Origin of the sequence: Streptomyces sp. Je 1-332 (assembly GCF_040730185.1) — a bacterium.
Classification (GTDB): Bacteria; Actinomycetota; Actinomycetes; order Streptomycetales; family Streptomycetaceae; genus Streptomyces.
Genome location: NZ_CP160402.1, coordinates 1,909,169 through 1,925,036, shown reverse-complemented (window position 1 = coordinate 1,925,036; position 15,868 = coordinate 1,909,169). Strand labels below are relative to the sequence as shown.

Genomic DNA, 15,868 nt, shown 5'->3' with positions numbered 1-15,868 from the left:
TCCTGGCTGCTTGTGGAGCCTGGGGGAACGGAAGACTCCGCTCCGGGTGATCGGAGCTGCCTCCCGGGAGCAAGCGGGATAATCGCGATAATCGACGCATGACGCTCATTGACGGCTATCTGACCGGCAATCGGAATCGGCAGGTCGAGGGGGCGGGTGCGGGACAGCGCTCCGAGGCCTTCTCCTTGCTCTTCGACCCCACGACCTTCCGGCACATCGAGCGGCTCGGCATCGGGCCGGGGTGGCGCTGCTGGGAGGTCGGCGCGGGCGGCACCTCCGTCGTCTCCTGGCTGGCGAAGCGCGTCGGTCCGACGGGGCGGGTCCTCGCGACCGACGCGGACATCTCCTGGCATACGTCGGCCGCTCGACCGCCGGTCGAGGTACGCATCCACGACGTGGGGGCGGAGGGGCCGCCCGGCGGGGGCTTCGACCTTGTCCACGCGCGGCTCGTCCTCGGGCGGGTGGCGGACCGGGAGCTGGCGCTGGGCTCCATGATCCGGGCTCTGCGGCCCGGGGGGCGGCTGCTGATCGAGGAGACGGACCCCGCGCTGCAGCCGCTGGCCTGTCCCGACGAGCACGGGCCTGCGCAGCAGCTGGCGAACCGTCTGCGGGCCGCGCTGCTCACCCAGCGCGGGGCCGACCTCGCGTACGGGCGCGGACTGCCCCGGCTGCTGCGCGCGGCGGGCCTGCGGCAGGTGGAGGCCGACGCGTACTTTCCCCTGACCTCGCCCGCCTGCGTGGCCCTGGAGACGGCCACGATCCAGCAGTTCCGCGGGGCTCTGACGTCCGCGGGCCTGGTCACGGACGCGGAGATCGCCGAGCACCTGTCGAACATCGCCGCGGAGCCGATGGACCTCGCGACGCCTCCCTTGATCTCATCGTGGGCCCGCAAGCGGTAGCCCTCCCGGGGTGGGGAACCGATTCCCTCCCGGGGGTGGGGGCCGAACCCCTCCCGGGGTGGGGGGCCTAACCCCTCCCAGGGGGGGCCGTGCCCCTCCCCACCCACCCACCCGATCACCCCGCATCCGCCCCTGCCCGAACAGACCCTTCCCGCCCACCCGCCCGATTGCCCCGCGGCGCGAAATGGTCGGCACAAGCACCCACACGCTTCCGCAGTCGGCAGTGAGACGCGAGGGGACGTGTCGGTATGTCTGCCCGGAGCACGGCGCGTGGGACTCGTTCGCCGAAGTGGCTGGGCGTTCGGACCGTGATAGCGAGGACGGACATACCGGCGCGGCCCCGTCCCCAGGGACGGCCCGCTCCGTAGCCCACGCGCTCCCGCAGACGGCAACATCCCCGCCCCCGCACACGAGCCCACCCCTAGACCGGCCTGCCCCCCACCAGTTCGACCGCCCTCGCTCCCGCCCTGCACCCCTCCGCCAAAGCCTCGCAGAGCCCCGCGTCGGACAGGCGCGACGCAAGGAACGCCCCCGTGAACGCGTCCCCCGCCCCCGTCGAGTCCCGCGCCGCGGCAGGCAGCGCGGGGACCTCGGCCCGCACCTCACCCTCCCGGGCCGCCAACGCCCCCGCAGCGCCCCGCTTGACCACCACCACCGGAAACTGACGGCTCAACTTCGCGGCAGCCTCCGCCAGGCCCCCTACATCCGCCACCCCTGCCAGCAACCGCAACTCCCCCTCACTCGGCAGCAACACATCCACCCCGTCCACCGCCGCCAGAAACCGCTCCACCCCCAGCTCCGCAAGGAACCCCGCCGACGCCGGATCCACACTCACCGGCACTCCACGCGCGCGTGCCGCCGCCAGTGCCGCCTCGGCCACCCCTCTGCTCGGCGTCGCGAAGAACAAGTAACCCGACAGGTGCAACCACCCCACCCCGTCCAGGAGCGCCGGCGACCAGTCCGCGACCGACAGCCGCAACGACGCCCCACTGTCCGTCAGGAACGTCCGCTCCGCCCCACCCCCGTCACCCCCGTCGACCACGCAGATCACGGTCCCCGTAGGCGCCTCGGAGTCGACGACGAGCCGAGGCCGCACCCCCGCACGCGTGAGCGCCTCCTCGTGCCACGCCGCCGAGTCCGCGCCGACCCGCCCCAGGAACCGCACGTCGCGGCAGCCCCAAGAAGCAGCCCAGCACGCCACGTTGGCACCCGCGCCGCCAGGCAGGGTACGGATCGCAGCAGCCGTGTCCGTACCGGGGACCAGGGGCGTCCCGTGGCGCGCGACTATGTCGGTGATGGCATCGCCCACGACAAGCAGCGCCCCACCCCGCCCCGAAGTCACCGCCCCACCCACGCGATCACCGCGCCCCGCACCGGAGCCCGCTCCCGCACCCGCGCCCCAACCGAAGCCCGCCCCCGTGCCCGCACCGCGCCCCGCCCCGAAGCCCCCACCCGAGCCCCCACCCCCACCCCAACCCCAACTCACCTCTCCCCCCAAGCCCCCGCGATCCGCCCCGCCAGCCGCACATTCCCCCGTACCGCCGCGAGATTGGCGTTGAGTGACGCGCCATCCGTGCGTCGCATCAACTGGTCCAGGAGGAACGGCGTGACCGCCTGGCCCGTGATGCCTTGTTCCGTGCACGCCTCCAACGACTCGGCCAGTACGCGCGCGTGGAGCGCCGGATCGAGTTGGGCCGTCTCCGGGACGGGGTTCGCCACGAGCAGCGCGGACTCCGGGCCGCCGACCGCGTCCTGCGCCCGCATCACCGCCGCGACCTCCGCGGGCGTCCGCAGCGTCCAGTCCACCGGATGCCCGGAGTCGGTGAGGTAGAACCCGGGGAAGCGGTCCGTCCCGTAACCCGCCACCGCCACGCCCAGCGTCTCCAGGCGTTGCAACGTCGCCGCCACGTCCAGGATCGACTTCACCCCCGCGCAGACCACCGTGATGCGCGTCCGGGCGAGCAGCGCCAGGTCGGCGGACTCGTCCTGGGTCACCGCCCACTCCCGGTGCACCCCGCCGAGCCCACCCGTGGCGAACACCCGTACGCCCGCCCGCGCGGCGAGCAGCGCCGTCGCGGAGACCGTCGTCGCCCCGCTCGCGCCCGCCGCGACCGCGAGGGCCAGGTCGCGGTGGCCCAGCTTGCGGATGCCGTCCTCGTTCGCGACACGTTCCAACTGCCGCTTGTCCAGGCCGACATGGGGCCGCCCGTCCAGGACGGCGATCGTCGCGGGGACGGCGCCCTCCTCCCGTACGACCTCTTCGAGTTCACGCGCGACCTGGAGATTGCGGGGGCGCGGCAGCCCGTGCGCGATGATCGTGGACTCCAGGGCGACGACGGGCCGCTGGTTCACCACAGCCGCCTGCACCTCGTCGGACACCACCACGCCGGGCACCACCTCGCCGGCCGCCACCTCGTCGGACATCAGCACCACGGGCCTGCCTCCTGGCTGTCGGGTCTCCCCTCATCCCTGGCGGTCGGCGCGTCCACTCAAACACTTGCGCCCCCGGGGACGGGACAGCAGCCTGTCGGCATGACGGACAACACGACACGGCTCGACCACGTCGTCCTGTGGGTGCGCGACCCCGTGGCGGCAGCCGACTTCTACGAGAAGGTGCTCGGTCTCGAACCCCTGCGCGTCGCCGAGTTCACGGCGGGCACCATCTCGTTCCCCTCCGTACGGCTCAACGAAGAGACCATCTTCGACCTCGCCCCGCTCACCCTCGCCGAGCGCATGAACGTCGTGCCGGACGCGGACAAGAGCGCCGGCCACCCGGTCAACCACGTCTGCCTCGCCTTGGCGGAGACCGACTTCGATGCGTTGCGCGCCCGTCTGGAGGAGCGCGGGACGCCGGTGTCGGACATCGGACGCGACGCGTTCGGCGCCCGCGGCAAGGCTCGCCGCAGCTTCTACTTCCGCGACCCGGACGGGAACATCTTCGAAGCGCGCCACTACGGAGAGGAGCGGTAGGAGGAGCGGTAGGGCGCCGCGGTGGCGGAGAGCTGACCCCCGCCGGACGGCCGCGCCGCGCCCCGCTAAGGTGACCGGCCATGACCACGAATGATCAAGCCGTCGCCTCCTTTGCCGTGCACATTCCGGATGTCGACCTGGAGGCAGAGCCCCTGGATTCCGAACAGATCGTCTCCGGCACCCCGGAGGTCACCGGCAAGGTCCTGTGGGAGTCCGCCGACGGCAAGCAGCTGCGCGGCATCTGGCAGATCACACCCGGCGTGGTCACCGACACCGAGGCGAACGAACTCTTCGTCGTCGTCAGCGGCCGCGCCACCATCGAGGTGGAGGGCGGTGACGTGATCGACGTCGGCCCCGGAGACGCGGCCGTCCTGCGCGAGGGCGACCGTACGACGTGGACCGTGCACGAGACGTTGCGCAAGGCGTACCACATCACGCTCGCCTGACCCCCTGTCGTCGGTCAGGTTGTCGCCGGTGGGGCCTTCTTGACCGCCCGGCGCAGCGCCAGTGCCGCCATCGGCAGCAGCACGCAGACGCCGATGAGGTTGAGCCAGCCGTAGCTCGCCCGCGCGACGATCAGGCCGGCCGCCGCGCCGCCGATGCCCGCCGCCGTGTTCATGGTCAGGTCCGAGAGGCCCTGCACGGCGGCGCGGGCGGGCTGCGGCACCGAGTCGGTGAGCAGCGCGGAGCCCGAGACAAGACCCGCGGACCAGCCGAGGCCGAGTACGAAGAGACCGGCGGCGGTCTGGCCGTGGCTGGGGCCTGCCGTACCGGCGAGCAGTGCGGCGCAGCACAGCAGCCCGACCGCGAGGCCGATCACGGAGAGCCGTCCGAACCGGTCGGAGAGCCAGCCCATCACGGGCGACAGCGCGTACATGCCCGCGATGTGGCCGCTGATGACCAGGCCGACCAGTTGCAGACTCGCCCCGTGGTGCCCCAGGTCGACCGGGGTCATGACCATGATCGAGACCATCACCGTGTGCGACGCGGCCACCGTCACCAGGGCGAGCCGGGCCATCGGGGACGCGGCCACGGCGGCGACACCGGCCCGCAGCGAGCGGCTCTGTGCGGAGTGGTTCTCCTGCGGGGCGAGCGCGCGGGCGGTGAGCAGCGGGTCGGGCCGCAGCAGTACGGCCACCACGAGACCGGCGACCGCGAAGATCCCGGCGGCGAAGAGGAAAGGGCCCGCCGATTCGGGTATGGAGGTGCCGGAGAAGGCGCGGCTCGTGGGCGCCGCGATGTTCGGGCCGAGGACCGAGCCGATCGTGGTGGCCCAGATGACGAGGGAGATGGCGCGGCCGCGCCGGTCGGGTTCGGCCAGGTCGGCCGCAGCGAAGCGGGCCTGCAGATTGGCCGACGAGCCCGCCCCGAAGCCGGCCATGCCGAGCAGCAGCAGGGGGAAGCTCTCGATGACGGCGGCGAGGACCACGAGTCCCGCTCCCAGTGCGCCGATCAGATACGCGAGGACGAGGCCGGGCCGCCGTCCGCGCGATGTCATCAGGGCGGCGAGCGGCAGCGAGAGCAGCGCCGTCCCGGCCACCGACGCGGTGGGCGCGAGGCCGGACAGCGCCTCCGTGCCGCTCACCTCGGTCGCGAGCATGGGGGCGAGCGCGATGCCGATCGGTACCCCGAGCCCGCCCAGTATCTGACTGGAGACCAGCACCGCGGTCGTACGGCGGCGCAGCGCGGGCAGCGCTTCTGGCGTGGGTATGTCAGGAGCGTCGAGGGTCGAAGTCACTGACGCAGTGTGCCAGGGCGTCTGTCCGCGGGAAACCGGGATTCCACGGCTCGCCCCGCACACGCGCGGGAGCCTCAGAACAGCGGCTGTGGCAGCACCCCCTCCAGGGCGAGGAGCCGGCGCTTGGTCTCCACGCCGCCGCCGAACTCGCCGATGCCGCCGTCCCTCTCGACCACCCGGTGGCAGGGCACCACGACCGGCAGCGGATTGGCGCCCATCGCCATGCCGACCGCCTGGGCCGCGCCGGGCTGGCCGACACGGCGGGCCAGGTCCCCGTACCCCACGACGGCGCCGTACGGAACGGCGGTCAGTTCGTGCAGCACCTGGCGGTTGAACCCGGAGATCAGCGACCAGTCGAGCGGCAGCTCGAACTCGTGCCGCTCGCCCGCGAAGTAGGCGGCGAGCTGGCGTATGGGCTCGGCGAGGAGCGGGGAGCCGGGCGCCTCGACCGGCTCGGACCCCAACCGGGAGCCGAGCCGCTCGAGCGCCCTGTCGCGCACCGCGTCCGTGGCGTGGAAGACGACGGTGGCCAGCCCCTCGTCGGTCGCGGCGAGCAGCAGCGGACCGATGTCGCTCTCGACGACGGCCCACACCACCTGCCGCGGGTCGTCGTGACCCGCCGGGTCCTGCTCGTGCTGCCCTGTGGCGTTCATGTGGACCACCGTACGACCGGGCACTGACAACGCCGCCCGGAGCTGCTTCGGCCCCTGACTCAGCCGGAGACGGCCTCGCGCACGACATCGGGCGTGTTCGTGATGATGCCGTCCACGTCGAAGCCCGCCACACGCTGCGCGGCGGCCGCGTCGTTCACGGTCCAGGTGAAGATCTCCAGGCGCTTGCGGTGCGGCCCCTTCTGCGCGTGGATCGCGGCGACGTACTCACGGGAGATGGAGCCGTGCGTCGAGTTGATCTGGTCGGAGAACTTCGCGTACGCGGGCAGATCGGCGACCGCGGGCGTGCCGAGGAAGCCGGTCTTGATGTCGGGCCGCAGCTTGTGGACCGTCTTGACGCTGTCCGCGCTGAAGCTCTGGATGACGAGCTTGCTCTTGACGTGGTGCTTGTCCAGCCAGCCCGTCCTGCGCAGGACGGCCAGGCCCTGCTTCTCGATGCCCGGGTACAGCTCGGGCTTCTTGAACTCGAAGACGAGACTCTGGTGGTTGCGCGAGACGCGGTTCATGTACTGCTTCAGCGTGGGCACCCGCTGCCCCGCGTACTTCGGGCTGTACCAGCTGCCCGCGTCCAGCTTGGCGATCTCCGCCGCGGTGAAGTCCGCGACCTTCCACGGCGCGCGGTCGGGGAAGAGCTGCTCGACGTTCGTCGTCCGCTTCAGGGTGTCGTCGTGCATGATCACGAGCTCGCCGTCCTTGGTGCGCTGGACGTCGTTCTCGACCCAGCGGAACCCCATGTCAGCAGCCTTGTCGATGGCTGCGAAAGTGTTCTCGGGCGCATAGGCGGAAGCGCCCCGGTGCGCGACGACCAGTGGCCCGTCGTGCGAGACGGACGTCTGCGTGGACGTCCGTGAGGACGTCGGCACCGATTTCTGGTCGGCGGCGTGAGCGGAGGGGAGAGCTAGTGCGCCGGCTCCAAGAAGAGCGGCGGTGGCGGCAGCGGCAACGCGTGCGTACAACGGTGACTCCTCGCGATATGCGGGCACGGACCGGATGAGAGTGACAGTCCACGGCCAACGCGAGACAGGTGCAGGATGGCCACAGGTTGAACGGAGACAGCCGGGTTTCTTTCCCGGAAAATCGTTCGCAAGTTCCGGAGTGAGCTTTACTCTCTGCTTCAGCCCATGGCCTGTCAGGTGACGGTCGGCTGGGGCCACTTGGGGGCAATCCCGGGCATTTGGATACAACAGGCGGAGGGCTACCGCTCATGCAGGGCACGGTCGACGGTTTCAGCTACGGATGGGTCACGCCGGTAGCGGCGTATCTCATGGCGTGTCTCGGCGGTGCGCTCGGCCTGCGCTGCACCACCAGGTCGCTCCTTGTCGCCCACTCCTGGCGGCCCGGCTGGCTCGCCCTGGGGTCGGCGGCGATCGGGTCCGGGATCTGGACCATGCACTTCATCGCGATGATGGGCTTCTCCGTAGAGGAAGCCCCGATCCACTACGACAAGGCGCTGACCTTCGCGAGTCTCGCCGTCGCCATCGTGATGGTCGGTGTCGGGATCTTCATCGTGGGTTACCGCGGCGCGACCGGGACGGCGCTGTTCACCGGAGGAACGATCACCGGTCTGGGCGTCGCCTCGATGCACTACCTGGGAATGGCCGGTATGCGTCTGCGCGGGACGCTGGAGTACAACACCCTCACCGTCTCCGCGTCCGTCGTGATCGCCGTCGTCGCCGCCACCGCGGCCCTATGGGCGGCAGCGCAGGTCAGGGGGTTCCTCTGGAGCCTGGGCGCGAGCCTCGTCATGGGCCTCGCCGTCAGCGGCATGCACTACACCGGGATGGCCGCCCTCAGGGTCCATCTGCACGGCTCGCCCGGTGCCCCGACCGGGGGAGACTCGGCCGCCGAGATCCTCGCGCCCATGATGATCGGCCCGCTCGCCTTCCTGCTCCTCGCGGGAGTGATCGTGATGTTCGATCCGCTGATGGTGATGGGCAAGGCCGACCTCCAGAGCGCCGCCCAGCGGCAGCACGCCCCCTACCCCGTGCCCCGCTCGGGTGACCGGCACGACCCGCGCGCGGCCCGCAGGCCCTCGCAGCGCCCCGGCCCCAGGACCCCGCAGAGCTGGTGATCCGACCCCGTTGTCAGTGGGGAGTCGTACGGTTGGTTCCATGCGGCCCGTATCCAAGATCGAACGCACGGTGGCACCTTTCGAGGTCGTCAGCAACTACCAGCCAAGCGGCGACCAGCCGGCGGCCATCGCCGACCTGGAGCGGCGCGTCACCGCAGGTGAGAAGGACGTCGTCCTGCTCGGCGCGACCGGCACCGGCAAGTCGGCCACCACCGCGTGGATGATCGAGAAGCTCCAGCGCCCCACCCTGGTGATGGCGCCGAACAAGACGCTGGCCGCCCAGCTGGCCAACGAGTTCCGAGAGCTCCTGCCGAACAACGCGGTGGAGTACTTCGTCTCGTACTACGACTACTACCAGCCCGAGGCGTACGTCCCGCAGTCGGACACGTACATCGAAAAGGACTCCTCGATCAACGAGGAAGTCGAGCGCCTGCGCCACTCCGCGACGAACTCGCTGCTCACCCGGCGTGACGTGATCGTGGTCGCCTCCGTCTCCTGCATCTACGGCCTCGGCACCCCGCAGGAGTACGTCGACCGGATGGTGCCGCTCAAGGTCGGCGACGAGATCGACCGCGACCAGCTCCTGCGCCGCTTCGTAGACATCCAGTACACGCGCAACGACATGGCCTTCGCCCGCGGCACCTTCCGGGTCCGCGGCGACACCATCGAGATCTTCCCGGTCTACGAAGAGCTGGCCGTGCGCATCGAGATGTTCGGCGACGAGATCGAGGCGCTCTCCACGCTGCACCCGCTCACCGGCGAGGTCATCAGCGACGACGACCACCTGTACGTCTTCCCGGCCTCGCACTACGTGGCAGGACCGGAGCGCCTGGAGAAGGCGGTCACCGGCATCGAGAAGGAGCTCGCCGAGCGCCTCACCGAGCTGGAGAAGCAGGGCAAGATGCTGGAGGCCCAGCGCCTTCGCATGCGCACGACGTACGACCTGGAGATGCTCCGCCAGATCGGCTCCTGCTCCGGCGTCGAGAACTACTCGATGCACTTCGACGACCGCGCGCCCGGCACCGCCCCGAACACCCTCCTCGACTACTTCCCCGAGGACTTCCTCCTCGTCATCGACGAGTCGCACGTCACGGTCCCGCAGATCGGCGCGATGTACGAGGGGGACGCCTCCCGCAAGCGCACCCTGGTGGACCACGGCTTCCGGCTGCCGTCCGCGCTGGACAACCGCCCGCTGAAGTGGGAGGAGTTCCTGGGCCGCATCGGCCAGACCGTCTACCTCTCGGCGACCCCCGGGAAGTACGAGCTCTCGCGCGGCGACGGCTTCGTCGAGCAGATCATCCGCCCCACCGGCCTCATCGACCCGGAGGTCGTGGTCAAGCCCACCGAGGGGCAGATCGACGACCTGGTGCACGAGATCCGCACACGCACCGAGAAGGACGAGCGTGTCCTGGTCACCACGCTCACCAAGAAGATGGCCGAGGACCTCACCGACTACTTCCTCGAGCTGGGCATCCAGGTCCGCTATCTGCACAGCGACGTCGACACCCTGCGCCGCGTCGAGCTCCTGCGCGAACTGCGCGCCGGTGAGTACGACGTCCTGGTCGGCATCAACCTCCTGCGAGAGGGGCTCGACCTGCCCGAGGTCTCCCTGGTGTCGATCCTCGACGCCGACAAGCAGGGCTTCCTGCGTTCCGGCACCTCCCTGATCCAGACCATCGGCCGCGCGGCGCGAAACGTCTCCGGCCAGGTCCACATGTACGCGGACAAGGTCACCCCGGCGATGGAGCAGGCCATCGAGGAGACGAACCGCCGCCGCGAGAAGCAGATCGCGTACAACAAGGAGAAGGGGATCGACCCGCAGCCGCTGCGCAAGAAGATCAACGACATCGTGTCGGCGATCGCGCGCGAGGAGGTCGACACGGAGCAGCTCCTCGGCACGGACTACCGCAAGGCGAAGGAAGCCAAGGCGCCGGTGCCCGCGCTCGGCGGAAAGGCGGATACGGCGCAGAAGGCGGGCAAGGCGGCCAAGGGCAAGGCCGCCGAGAAGGTGCCCACCGACCGCCCCGCGGCCGAACTGGCCGAGCAGATCGAGGAGATGACCGCGCGGATGCGCGCCGCCGCGGCGGATCTCCAGTTCGAGATCGCCGCACGGCTGCGTGACGAGGTGTCAGAGATGAAGAAGGAGCTCCGGCAGATGCGAGAGGCGGGGCAGGCGTAGGCGTACTGCCTGGTGTGTTGCAAGACCGACACAAAGTGCCGCCCGCGGGGCGGCACTGTCAGTGCCTCTGCATAAGGTGCTGGGCAACCGCACAGACCGGCGGTTGCCCAGGCAGCTCGAGAGGGGACAGCGCGTGACGGTCAACATGACCAAGGGTCAGGCCATCAACCTGCAGAAGGACGACGGGGGCGCCCTGACCGCGGTGCGCATGGGACTCGGCTGGCAAGCGGCCCCGAGGCGTGGGCTGTTCGGCACGCGTACGCGCGAAGTCGACCTGGACGCGTCGGCGGTCCTGTTCGCCGACAAGCAGCCGGTGGACGTCGTGTTCTTCCGTCACCTCGTCAGCGACGACGGTTCCGTGCGGCACACCGGTGACAACTTGGTCGGCGGTGTCGGCCAGGGCGGGGACGACGAGGCGATCCTCGTCGACCTGGCGCGGATCCCGGTCCACATCGACCAGATCGTCTTCACGGTGAACTCCTTCACGGGCCAGACGTTCCAGGAAGTGCAGAACGCCTTCTGCCGCCTGGTCGACGAGACCAACGGCCAGGAACTGGCCCGGTACACACTCGACGGCGGCGGTCAGTACACCGCGCAGATCATGGCGAAGGTCCACCGCGCGGGCGCGGGCTGGCAGATGACGGCCATCGGCAATCCCGCCAACGGCCGCACGTTCCAGGACCTGATGCCGTCGATCCTGCCGCACCTGTAAGCACGCGGCTGCCGCGCGGCGCGACGCGCGGCACCCACAAGTGACGCGCGGCACCCACGAGTACAGCGCGCGGCACCCACAAGTACAACGCGGCACGCACAAGTACAAAGGGCACGAGGGGGACGAAGGCGATGACGGCCGAGCTGGTCCGGGGGCAGAACCACCCGCTTCCCGAGACCCGTCTGGAGATCCGGGTCTCGGTCGGGAAGCCGATCGTGGCGGGGGTCACGCTCAGCGACGACCAGGGCAAGGTGCGCGGCACGGACTGGGTGGCCCACCCCGGGTCGCCCACACTTCCGGGGCTCGAAGTACCCCGCCAGGCCGCCGCCGACCACCGCCTCGCGGTGGACCTCGGCGCCGTCCCCGAAGCGGTCCACCGGGTCAACGTCCTCCTCGCGCTGCCCGTCGGCGCCGGCGGACCGGTCAGCTTCGGCTCCCTCGCCGCCCCCTTCGTCGCCGTCACCGCACTCGACGGCTCCGAGGTCGCCAGCTACACCATCACCGATCTGGACGCCGAGTCCGCCGTCGTCGCCCTGGAGCTGTACCGCAGGCTGGACGCCTGGAAGGTGCGCGCCGTCGGACAGGGGTACGCGGGCGGCCTCGCCGACATGCTCACCGACCAGGGCCTGCCGCAGGCCCACGAACTGGCGGGCTCGATCAACGAAGCGGTGGCCCAGGGTCTGGCCCGCTCGGTGGCCGCGCCCCCGCCCCGCCCCTCGGACGAGGCCCGCGTGCGGATGACGGGGCAGACGGCCGCCCCCGGCCCGGGAGCACCGGGCCCGGACAGCGCAGGCGGACCCCAGCCAAACCCCCAGCACGCCCCGGCGCCGCGCCAGCCGGGCGACGCGAGCCCCGGCACGGGCGGCCCCGTCAACTACACCCACCCCGGCCGCCAGACCAGCGCACCGCCGCCGCCCCCGCCGGCCGCCGCCCCGGCCGAACCGGGCAGGACCGCGCAGCCCGTGGCGGGCGACGCCACCGGCTGGTCCATGGAGGAGCGCCTCTACAACCAGGTGTGGGGCATGTTCGAGGACCTCGCCCGCACCACGGCCGCGTACCGAAGCGCCGTCGACTTCGCCGAGTCGCGCATGGACCAGGAGCTCGACAAGGTCCTGTCCGACCCGCGCAGCCGCATCGGCAACACCGGTGACGTCGCGCGCGAGGCCGCCCGCGCCAAGCACGGCCGCCTCGTCGACCGGGCCAGGGAAGCCCTCGACCGCGACCTGGGCCAGCTCGCCGCCGAGTCCGAGGTCGTCGAGCCCGCCCTGCCTCTGGCGTTCGCCGGCTGGGCCAGTCCGGTGTGGCACGCCTACCGCACCCCGATGGAGATCCCCATGGCGCTGCGCCTCGGCGACCTCCATCTGCCCGAGCGCCCCGACCTGCACATCCCGATGCTCGTCAGGCTGCCCCTGGAGCGCGGCCTGTGGATCGACAGCGGCCGCTCCTCGGGCACCGACTCCCTGGCCGACACGGACCAGCTGCGCCGCCTCGCCATGGACAGCGCGGTCGCGCACGCCGCCCGGCTGCTCGCGGTCTACCCCGCGGGCGAGTTCACGGTGCACGTCATCGACGCGGCGGGCTCCGCGGCCGGCGCGCTCACCCCGCTGACGGCGGCCGGAGTCCTCGCCGAGCCCCCTGCCGCCGGCGCGGCCGGAGTGTCCGCCGTGCTCGCCAAGCTCACCCAGCGCGTGGACCTGGTGCAGATGGCCATCCGCGCGGGCGCAGCCGACGCGCTGCCGCCGGATCTGGACACCGCCGAGCAGCTCCTGATCGTCAACGACTTCCCGCACGGCTTCGACGACCGCGCCGTCACCCAGCTCCGCTACCTCGCGGACGAGGGCCCCGCGGTCGGCGTGCACCTGATGATGGTCGCCGACCGCGAGGACGCCGCCGAGTACGGCCCGCTGCTGGACCCGCTCTGGCGCGCGCTCCTGCGGCTGACCCCGGTGGCCGACGACCACCTCGCCGATCCCTGGGTCGGGCATGCGTGGACGTACGAACCGCCGATGGTGCCGCCCGGCAGCCGGGTCCTCGAGCAGGTCCTCGGCCGGGTCGCGCACGCCCGGCGCACCGGCGGTCGCTGACGCCTCGACGAGCTCAGCACATCACTCGGGCCTCTGCCGGTAAAGCGACTTTTGGACCGCTCTGACCTGGACTTTTAGCTCTGGCTTGGATTCTCCTTTACCAACCCTTGGTGTTTCGCGTACTCTTCTTGTCAGCGGAGGGGAGTACTCCCGAACGCGACGTGCCCGTCAATACGGACCGCCATCGGTCCCGGGGCGTCGGCCCGTGGGGCGGTGAGCCGCCTCGGGTGGAAGAGACCTCCGGCAGCGACGACGCTGATCAGTAGCCGTACGACGCCGGAGGCGCAGTGGACGTTTCAATGACCCTTTGGGTGCTGACCATTCTTGGTCTGGTCGCCCTGATCGCGGTCGACTTCTTCATCGGCCGTAAGCCGCACGACGTATCGATCAAGGAAGCCGGAATCTGGACGATCGTCTGGATCGTGCTGGCCGGGCTCTTCGGAGTGGGCCTCGTGATCTGGGGCGGCGGTCAGGCGGGCGGTGAGTTCTTCGCGGGCTTCATCACCGAGAAGTCGCTCAGCGTGGACAACCTCTTCGTCTTCATCCTGATCATGGCGAAGTTCTCGGTGCCCAGCCATCTCCAGCAGCGGGTGCTGCTGTTCGGTGTGCTGATCGCGCTCGTACTGCGAGCGATCTTCATCGCGGCCGGCGCCGCGGTCATCGCCAACTTCTCGTGGGTCTTCTACATCTTCGGCGCCTTCCTGATCTACACCGCCTGGAAGCTCATCCAGGAGGCACGGGCCGGCGACGAGGAAGAGGACTGGGAGGAGAACCGCCTCCTGAAGGCCGCCGAGAAGAAGTTCGGCGTCGCCGACCGGTACCACGGCACGAAGCTGTTCATCCAGAAGAACGGCAAGAAGATCATGACGCCGCTCATGGTCGTCATGCTCGCCATCGGTACGACCGACCTGCTCTTCGCGATGGACTCGATCCCCGCGATCTTCGGCCTCACCCAGGACCCGTACATCGTCTTCACCGCGAACGCCTTCGCGCTGATGGGTCTGCGCCAGCTGTACTTCCTCATCGGCGGACTGCTCAAGAAGCTGGTCCACCTCAGCTACGGCCTCTCGGTGATCCTGGGCTTCATCGGCGTGAAGCTGGTCCTGCACGCCCTGCACGAGAACGGGGTGCACGTCCCCGAGATCTCCATCCCGGTCTCGCTCGGCGTCATCTGCGGTGTCCTGGTCATCACGACGATCACCAGCCTCATCGCCTCCAAGAAGCAGGCGCAGAAGGAGGCCGCGGAGACCACGGCCGACGAGACCCCGAAGGACAGCATCGAGGCCTGACGGCGTCGGACTCCAGCGGTCGGACTCAAGCAGTCGGACCCGGGAGTCACCAGCATGGGCAGTGGCCCGCGGCGGATCGCCGCGGGCCACTGCCCATGCCGCGCCCGCCCAGTCGCGTGCCCGGTGCGGCCGGGGCAGCATCGGAGGCATGATCACTCGGCTCCGGGCACTCGTCACCCAGTGGACCGCGGCCGTGCCGGTCCTCGCCGTCGTCCTGCTCGCCCTCACCTGGGGACGCGATCTGCCGGGCGTGGGCGTGGCCGTGGTGACGCTCGTGCTCGCCGGCGCCGTCCTCGCCGCCGTGCACCACGCGGAGGTGATCGCGCACCGCGTCGGCGAACCCTTCGGCTCGCTCGTCCTCGCGGTCGCCGTGACGATCATCGAGGTCGCGCTGATCGTCACACTCATGGCCGATGGCGGCGACAAGAGCTCCACACTGGCCCGCGACACCGTGTTCGCCGCCGTGATGATCACCTGCAACGGCATCATCGGCCTGTGTCTGCTGGTGGGCGCCCTGCGCCACCGTGTCGTCGTCTTCCAGTCCGAGGGCACCGGCGCCGCCCTCGCGACCGTCGCCACACTCGCCACGCTCAGCCTGGTCCTGCCGACCTTCACCACGACCAAGCAGGGCCCGGAGTTCTCCACGGCGCAGCTCACCTTCGCCGCCCTCGCCTCGCTCGTCCTGTACGGCCTGTTCGTGACCACGCAGACCGTGCGCCACCGGGAGTACTTCCTGCCGATCACCCGCAAGGGCGAGGTGATCGACTCCGAGGACGCGGGCGGGCCGTCGAGCCGCGCCGCCGTGATCAGCCTGGCCCTGCTCGCCCTCGCCCTGATCGGCGTGGTCGGCCTCGCCAAGGGGGTGTCGCCGACCATCGAGTCCGGCGTGGAGAGCGCCGGCATGCCGCACGCCGTGGTCGGCGTGATCATCGCGCTGCTCGTGCTGCTCCCGGAGACCATCGCGGCCGTCCGCGCCACCCGCCGCGACCGGGTGCAGACCAGCCTCAACCTCGCCCTCGGCTCCGCGATGGCCAGCATCGGCCTGACCATCCCGGCCGTCGCGGTCGCCTCCGTCTGGCTCTCCGGGCCGCTGGTGCTCGGACTCGGCCCGACCCACATGGTGCTGCTCGCGCTCACCGTCGTCGTCGGCACGCTCACGGTCGTGCCGGGGCGCGCCACGCTGCTGCAGGGCGGCGTCCATCTGGTGCTGTTCGCGGCGTACTTGGAGCTCGCGGTCACGCCTTGACGGGGGCGG

Annotated in this window: 14 protein-coding genes; 9 read left to right on the top strand and 5 right to left on the bottom strand. The window is 70.8% G+C overall.

Going from position 1 to position 15,868, the window contains the following annotated elements; genetic code table 11:
* Positions 1 to 98 precede the first annotated feature (98 nt).
* Positions 99 to 899 (top strand): methyltransferase domain-containing protein, encoded by an 801-nt coding sequence (locus tag ABXJ52_RS08985; protein WP_367040735.1) that lies wholly within the window; start codon positions 99 to 101, stop codon positions 897 to 899.
* Between the two features lie 421 nt (positions 900 to 1,320).
* Here the strand turns inward: ABXJ52_RS08985 and ABXJ52_RS08980 are convergent, their stop codons facing one another.
* Positions 1,321 to 2,241, bottom strand: coding sequence for a PfkB family carbohydrate kinase (locus tag ABXJ52_RS08980; protein WP_367040733.1), 921 nt, complete (start codon positions 2,239 to 2,241; stop codon positions 1,321 to 1,323).
* A 140-nt stretch (positions 2,242 to 2,381) separates the two neighbouring features.
* Positions 2,382 to 3,323 carry a pseudouridine-5'-phosphate glycosidase gene (locus ABXJ52_RS08975; protein ID WP_367048914.1) on the bottom strand — a complete coding sequence of 314 codons (942 nt, stop codon included), beginning with the start codon at positions 3,321 to 3,323 and terminating at the stop codon, positions 2,382 to 2,384.
* A gap of 108 nt (positions 3,324 to 3,431) precedes the next feature.
* On the opposite strand from ABXJ52_RS08975, the gene ABXJ52_RS08970 reads away from it, so the two are divergent.
* Complete coding sequence (locus ABXJ52_RS08970) at positions 3,432 to 3,869, top strand: VOC family protein (protein WP_367040731.1); 438 nt, start codon at positions 3,432 to 3,434, stop codon at positions 3,867 to 3,869.
* Positions 3,870 to 3,949: 80 nt separating this feature from the next.
* Positions 3,950 to 4,315, top strand: a complete 366-nt coding sequence (locus ABXJ52_RS08965) for a cupin domain-containing protein (protein ID WP_367040729.1) — start codon at positions 3,950 to 3,952, stop codon at positions 4,313 to 4,315.
* A gap of 14 nt (positions 4,316 to 4,329) precedes the next feature.
* Here ABXJ52_RS08965 and ABXJ52_RS08960 read toward each other — a convergent pair whose 3' ends face one another.
* The 3 genes from ABXJ52_RS08960 to ABXJ52_RS08950 all read right to left on the bottom strand — a co-directional run bounded on the left by ABXJ52_RS08960 (position 4,330) and on the right by ABXJ52_RS08950 (position 7,234).
* A complete protein-coding gene (locus ABXJ52_RS08960; RefSeq protein ID WP_367040727.1) occupies positions 4,330 to 5,607 on the bottom strand; it encodes an MFS transporter in 1,278 nt (425 codons plus the stop codon).
* Positions 5,608 to 5,681: 74 nt separating this feature from the next.
* Positions 5,682 to 6,260 (bottom strand): methylated-DNA--[protein]-cysteine S-methyltransferase, encoded by a 579-nt coding sequence (locus ABXJ52_RS08955; protein WP_367040725.1) that lies wholly within the window; start codon positions 6,258 to 6,260, stop codon positions 5,682 to 5,684.
* 59 nt (positions 6,261 to 6,319) lie between these two features.
* On the bottom strand, positions 6,320 to 7,234 hold the full coding sequence (locus ABXJ52_RS08950) for a glycerophosphodiester phosphodiesterase family protein (RefSeq protein ID WP_367040723.1): 915 nt from the start codon (positions 7,232 to 7,234) through the stop codon (positions 6,320 to 6,322).
* Positions 7,235 to 7,482: 248 nt separating this feature from the next.
* Here ABXJ52_RS08950 and ABXJ52_RS08945 point away from each other — a divergent pair, with 248 nt between their 5' ends.
* From ABXJ52_RS08945 to ABXJ52_RS08920, 6 genes are all read left to right on the top strand, one after another.
* On the top strand, positions 7,483 to 8,349 hold the full coding sequence (locus ABXJ52_RS08945) for an MHYT domain-containing protein (protein ID WP_367040721.1): 867 nt from the start codon (positions 7,483 to 7,485) through the stop codon (positions 8,347 to 8,349).
* Between the two features lie 40 nt (positions 8,350 to 8,389).
* The gene (gene uvrB, locus ABXJ52_RS08940; protein ID WP_367040719.1) at positions 8,390 to 10,528 is read left to right on the top strand and encodes an excinuclease ABC subunit UvrB; all 2,139 of its coding nucleotides are present in this window, start codon (positions 8,390 to 8,392) and stop codon (positions 10,526 to 10,528) included.
* A gap of 133 nt (positions 10,529 to 10,661) precedes the next feature.
* Positions 10,662 to 11,240, top strand: coding sequence for a TerD family protein (locus ABXJ52_RS08935; RefSeq protein ID WP_367040717.1), 579 nt, complete (start codon positions 10,662 to 10,664; stop codon positions 11,238 to 11,240).
* 131 nt (positions 11,241 to 11,371) lie between these two features.
* Positions 11,372 to 13,324 carry a TerD family protein gene (locus ABXJ52_RS08930; protein ID WP_367040715.1) on the top strand — a complete coding sequence of 651 codons (1,953 nt, stop codon included), beginning with the start codon at positions 11,372 to 11,374 and terminating at the stop codon, positions 13,322 to 13,324.
* Between the two features lie 299 nt (positions 13,325 to 13,623).
* Positions 13,624 to 14,613: a TerC family protein gene (locus tag ABXJ52_RS08925; protein WP_367040713.1), complete on the top strand. Its 990-nt coding sequence runs from the start codon at positions 13,624 to 13,626 to the stop codon at positions 14,611 to 14,613.
* A 148-nt stretch (positions 14,614 to 14,761) separates the two neighbouring features.
* Complete coding sequence (locus ABXJ52_RS08920) at positions 14,762 to 15,859, top strand: ionic transporter y4hA (RefSeq protein ID WP_367040711.1); 1,098 nt, start codon at positions 14,762 to 14,764, stop codon at positions 15,857 to 15,859.
* The last annotated feature ends 9 nt before the right edge of the window (positions 15,860 to 15,868 follow it).

What these genes read in the sequence shown, in the direction of transcription:
- ABXJ52_RS08955 (WP_367040725.1), bottom strand. Translation starts at nt 6,260, where the DNA reads ATGAACGCCACAGGGCAGCACGAGCAGGACCCGGCGGGTCACGACGAC.
- ABXJ52_RS08945 (WP_367040721.1), top strand. Translation starts at nt 7,483, where the DNA reads ATGCAGGGCACGGTCGACGGTTTCAGCTACGGATGGGTCACGCCGGTA.
- uvrB (WP_367040719.1), top strand. Translation starts at nt 8,390, where the DNA reads ATGCGGCCCGTATCCAAGATCGAACGCACGGTGGCACCTTTCGAGGTC.
- ABXJ52_RS08920 (WP_367040711.1), top strand. Translation starts at nt 14,762, where the DNA reads ATGATCACTCGGCTCCGGGCACTCGTCACCCAGTGGACCGCGGCCGTG.
- ABXJ52_RS08970 (WP_367040731.1), top strand. Translation starts at nt 3,432, where the DNA reads ATGACGGACAACACGACACGGCTCGACCACGTCGTCCTGTGGGTGCGC.
- ABXJ52_RS08975 (WP_367048914.1), bottom strand. Translation starts at nt 3,323, where the DNA reads ATGTCCGACGAGGTGGCGGCCGGCGAGGTGGTGCCCGGCGTGGTGGTG.
- ABXJ52_RS08985 (WP_367040735.1), top strand. Translation starts at nt 99, where the DNA reads ATGACGCTCATTGACGGCTATCTGACCGGCAATCGGAATCGGCAGGTC.
- ABXJ52_RS08925 (WP_367040713.1), top strand. Translation starts at nt 13,624, where the DNA reads ATGACCCTTTGGGTGCTGACCATTCTTGGTCTGGTCGCCCTGATCGCG.
- ABXJ52_RS08965 (WP_367040729.1), top strand. Translation starts at nt 3,950, where the DNA reads ATGACCACGAATGATCAAGCCGTCGCCTCCTTTGCCGTGCACATTCCG.
- ABXJ52_RS08930 (WP_367040715.1), top strand. Translation starts at nt 11,372, where the DNA reads ATGACGGCCGAGCTGGTCCGGGGGCAGAACCACCCGCTTCCCGAGACC.